A 4482-nucleotide genomic window follows, 5' to 3' on the forward strand; every position below is an offset into this window, starting at 1 on the left:
AGCGACCCGCGGCTGCGCACCACGCTGGATTTGCGGGTGCAGGAGACGGTGACGGCCGCGGCCCGGCGCCAGCTGCGGGCACTGTCCCCGGCCGGGGCGCAGCAGGTGGCCGTGGTGGTGGCCCGGCGCGACAACCGCGAGGTGCTGGCCGATATCGGCTCCGCCCGCTACGGCGGCGCCAATGGCGGGTCGATCGATTTCAGCCGCTCCGTGCGGTCGCCCGGCAGCACGCTGAAGCCCTTCATCTACGCCCTGGCGATGCAGCGCACCCTGCTGAGCCCGACCGACGTGATGGCCGACATGCCGGAGGGCGCGTCCGGCATCTCCAACGCCGACCGCACCTTCCTCGGGCCTGTTCTGCCACGCCAGGCGCTGGCCAATTCGCGCAACATTCCGGCCACCAACCTGCTGCGCCGGGTCGGGCTGGACAGCGGCTTCCGTTATTTCCGCGAGCTGGGACTGCACGACCTGGACGTGCCCGCCGAGAGCTTCGGCCTGTCGATGGCGATCGGGTCGCTGCCGACCAGCCTGGACCGGCTGGTGCGGGCCTATGGTGCCCTGGCCGATGACGGGGTGCTGCGCGACCTGGTGTGGTATCGCGGCCAGCCGCTGGCGCCGCCGCGCCGGGTGCTGTCGGCCGACATCGCCCGGCTGGTGACGCTGTTCCTGTCCGACCCGATGGCGCGGCTGCCCAGCTTCCCGCGCTACGGCACCACCGAGTTCCCGTTCCCGGTGGCGCTGAAGACCGGCACCTCGCAGGGCTATCGCGACGCCTGGGTGGTGGCGTGGTCGCAGGACTACATGGTCGGGGTCTGGTTCGGCCGGCCGGATGCCGGGACCATGCGCCAGGTCGCCGGCGCCGGATCGGCCGCGAAGCTGGCGCAGGACGTGCTGATGACGCTGCACGGCGCCCGGCCCGGCGACCTGCTGGATGCCGGCTTCCCGACGCCGCGGGCGTACAGGCCGGTCGAGCTGTGCGTGCCGGCCGGCGGCCCCTCCCCCGATTTCTGCCGCCAGCGGCTGGTCGAATGGGTCCGGGCGGATGCCGCCGCGCCGGCCATGGTTCCCGCCGTCGCCCGATCGCCGGACGGCCCCGCGATCGGTACCGCCGACCCGCCGCGCCTGTCGATCACGATGCCGGAGCAGAACGCCCGGATCTGGCGCAATCCGGAGATGCCGCCGGCTCTGGACCGGCTGGCGCTGAAGGCCGCAACCGCCCCCGGCGTCAGCCAGGTGGTCTGGTATGTCGACGGGCTGCCGTTCCGCACCGCGCGGCCGGACGAGACGGTGTACTGGCCGCTGGCGCCCGGCGCCCACCGCTTCCAGCTGCGCTTGCCGCTGCAGGATGGGGAATCGCGCCCGGTGCGGATCGTCGTGGAATAGGAGATCCGCCCGGGGCGGTCCCTTATTTCCCCTGCGGCATCCAGGCCTCGGCCGGGCCGGGATGGGGCACAGCGACAGATCCGCCCTGCGCCGCCGGCGTCCAGCCGAGCTGCGGCAGGATGTGGCGCACCGCGTCGCCCAGGATCTGCTCGTATTCGAAGGGCCGGAATTCGTAGGGCAGCTCCAGCCGCAGCTCCGACACCTCCGCCAGCACCGGGTCGCGGGCCAGGGCCTCGAGGATCCGGTCGGAGGGGCCGACGAGATCCGGTGCGAACAGGGTCCGCCGCTCGCCCTGCGGCGCCAGCGTGCGCTCGCGCCGGCCGGCGGCGTATTCGGCGTAGCGGGCGCGGGTCCAGTCATCGGCGCCGTCGAACGGCACGATCACCCGGCCGAGCGCGATCCGGGGCTCGCGTGCCCCGCGCCAAGCCCCACGATGGGCATCCAGCTGCCGCCGCTGGGCGGTGAAGAAATCGTCGGTGCCTTCGCCTGAGGTGACGTTGCCGATCAGCAGGTTCAGCCCGGCGCGACCGGCCCATTCCGCCGAGCGCAGCGACCCGCCGCCGTACCAGACGCGGTCGGCCAGCCCCTCGGCCACCGGCTGCAGCCTGGGCCGGTGGCGGCCGGCGGCGTTGACCACCACCCGGTCCGGCGCGCCGAGATAGCCGCCGCGCAGGTTGTCGACCAGCCGCTCCACGCGGCCGTAGGACAGGTCGTAGCCGGTCCAGTCGCCGTCGAAGACGCGCGGCCCCAGCAGGTCGGCATGCGGCGGCACGCCGGCGCTGAGCCCGACATTGAGCCGCCCGCCCGACAGCACGTCGACGGTGGAGAGGTCCTCGGCCAGCCGGTACGGGCTTTCATAGCCGATCTGGATCACGGCGCTGCCGAGCTGGATGCGCCGGGTGCGCTGGCTCGCCGCTGCCAGGAACACGGCGGCCGAGGACACGCCGGGCTCGAGATGCCGCTGCCGGATCCAGGCGCTGTCGAAGCCCAGCCGCTCGCCATGGGCGAAGAGCCGCAGCGCCTTCTCCAGCCCGTCTTGCGGGTTGGCCTCCGGGAAGCTGCCGGGAGTCAGGAACCCGGCATGGTCGATCGATGCCATGATGCGGCCCTCGTCAGAATGCCGGCAGGCCGGGCGGGTTCGTCCGCGACCGGTTGATCGCCTCGGCCGACAGGTTCCAGCGCGCCAGCGAGCCGGCGTATTTCCCGTCCGCGATCAGTTCGTTGATGGCGGCGGTGAAGGCATCGGCCAGGCCGCTGCCGCGGCGGGTGGTGATGCCGGCCTCGGCATCCAGCGGCCAGCCGGAGCTGACGGTCCCGACCGGCTTGAGGCTGCCGTCGCGGGCCTGATAGGCCAGGGCGGCGTTGACGCTGAACAGGGCGTCGGCCCGCCCGGCCTGGATCGCCAGACCCCAGGCGGCCTGGTCGTCATAATATTGCAGCTCGGCCGGGGCCAGGCCCCGGGTCTGGTTCTGCCGGTTCCACTCCAGCAGGATCCGCTCCTGGTTGGTGCCGGAGGCGGTGATGATCCGCAGCCCGGCGATGTCCTTCGGCTCGCGGATCGCCATGATCGGGCTGCCGGATTTCACATAGAAGCCGTGCAGGCCCTTGCGGTAGCTGGAGAAGTCGAAGCGCTGCTTGCGCTCCTCCGTGACGCCGACATTGGAGATGACGGCGTCGTACTTGCCGGAGGCCAGGCCCAGCGGCCAGTCCGCCCAGGCCACCGCGATCAGTTTCAGCTTCAGCCCCAGCACATCGGCGACCAGCTGGGCCAGGTCCGGGTCGGCGCCGACGACGGTCCGCGCATCGGTGGCATAGGTGGCGATCGGCGGCTGGCCGGGCGCCACCGCCACGGTCAGCATGCCCTCCTCGGCGAATCGGAAATCCTTTGGGATCGTCGCGGCGATCGCCGCGTCCTTCTCCGCCCGCAGGCGGCCCGGCTGCTCCGGGCTCAGGTCCAGGCTCTGGGCCAGGGCCGGCCCCGCGCCGGCCGCCAGGGCCAGGAGCAGGGCCGCGGCCGCCCGTCTGGAGATCGATCCGAACATTCCATCCCTCCTGAGCCTGCGCCCGATGCGCCGATCAATATACGGACTCAGTTGACAGTATGAATTTATATATGCGCAATAGATATGTTGAAACTGCAGTTTATGCAGATTCTAACTGTTCTATATGATCGGCGGACCGGCGGACGGTCCGGCGGCACCCAGCAGCGACAGCCGATTGCGAGACCGCATGACCAGCCCAGACATCGACCTGCAGGACCGCCCGCGCCTTCTGCCCCGCCTGTCGGAGGCCGCGCCCGAGGCCGTGCGCCGCCGCGACCTGCCGGAGGGGCGCGACTATTCCCGCCACCGCGTCGTCGGCGCCCGCCATCCCGGCCGCGCCGCCGGCACGCTGTTCGCGGCCGCCGTGATCATCACGGTGCTGTCCTCGATCCTGACCAACCCGCGCTGGGAATGGGATGTCTTCGCCCAGTGGTTCTTCGCCGAGCCGGTGATGGACGGGCTCGGCCGCACCATCCTGCTGACGGCCGGCGGCTCCGCCCTCGGCTTCCTCCTGGGCACCGGCCTGGCCCTCGCCCGGGTGTCGAAATCGCCGCTGCTGTCCGGCCTGGCCTGGGGCTACATCTGGCTGCTGCGCTCGATCCCGCTGATCGTGCTGCTGCTGATCCTGTTCAACCTGGGCTACCTGTACGAGACGGTGCGGCTGGGCGTCCCGTTCACCGACATCGTCTTCGGCGAATACCCCACAGTCTCCTTGCTCGGCCCATATGCCGCGGCGCTCCTCGGCCTGAGCCTGAACCAGGCCGCCTTCTCGGCCGAGATCATCCGCGGCGGCATCCTGTCGGTCGACCAGGGCCAGCTGGAGGCCGCGGCGGCGCTGGGCCTGCCGCGCCGCCGCCAGGCCTTCCGCATTGTCCTGCCGCAGGCGATGCGGGCGATCCTGCCGACCGCCTTCAACGAGCTGATCGGCCTGGCCAAGGGCACGTCCATGGTCTACGTGCTGGCCCTGCCCGAGCTGTTCTACACGGTGCAGGTGATCTACCGCCGCAACCTGGCGGTGATCCCGCTGCTGATGGTCGCGACCGTCTGGTACCTGATC

Annotated in this window: 4 protein-coding genes; 2 read left to right on the top strand and 2 right to left on the bottom strand. The window is 71.5% G+C overall.

Annotation, left to right across the window (positions count from 1 at the left end; genetic code table 11):
• The coding region (locus tag P409_RS27505; protein ID WP_034845903.1) for a penicillin-binding transpeptidase domain-containing protein at positions 1–1383 on the top strand (1383 nt) is incomplete at its 5' end.
• A gap of 22 nt (positions 1384–1405) precedes the next feature.
• Here P409_RS27505 and P409_RS27510 read toward each other — a convergent pair.
• Entirely contained in the window at positions 1406–2482 is a 1077-nt protein-coding gene (locus P409_RS27510) for an LLM class flavin-dependent oxidoreductase (protein WP_052121470.1), read from the bottom strand.
• Positions 2483–2495: 13 nt separating this feature from the next.
• Entirely contained in the window at positions 2496–3425 is a 930-nt protein-coding gene (locus tag P409_RS27515) for an ABC transporter substrate-binding protein (protein ID WP_034845905.1), read from the bottom strand.
• A gap of 187 nt (positions 3426–3612) precedes the next feature.
• On the opposite strand from P409_RS27515, the gene P409_RS27520 reads away from it, so the two are divergent.
• On the top strand, positions 3613–4482 hold an 870-nt coding region (locus tag P409_RS27520; protein WP_152613570.1), incomplete at its 3' end, for an amino acid ABC transporter permease.

Origin of the sequence: Inquilinus limosus MP06, assembly GCF_000767795.1 — a bacterium.
Classification (GTDB): domain Bacteria; phylum Pseudomonadota; class Alphaproteobacteria; order DSM-16000; family Inquilinaceae; genus Inquilinus; species Inquilinus limosus_E.

Excerpts from the sequence above, each read along its gene's own strand:
- P409_RS27510 (WP_052121470.1), bottom strand. The coding sequence starts at position 2,482 with ATGGCATCGATCGACCATGCCGGGTTCCTGACTCCCGGCAGCTTCCCG.
- P409_RS27515 (WP_034845905.1), bottom strand. The coding sequence starts at position 3,425 with ATGTTCGGATCGATCTCCAGACGGGCGGCCGCGGCCCTGCTCCTGGCC.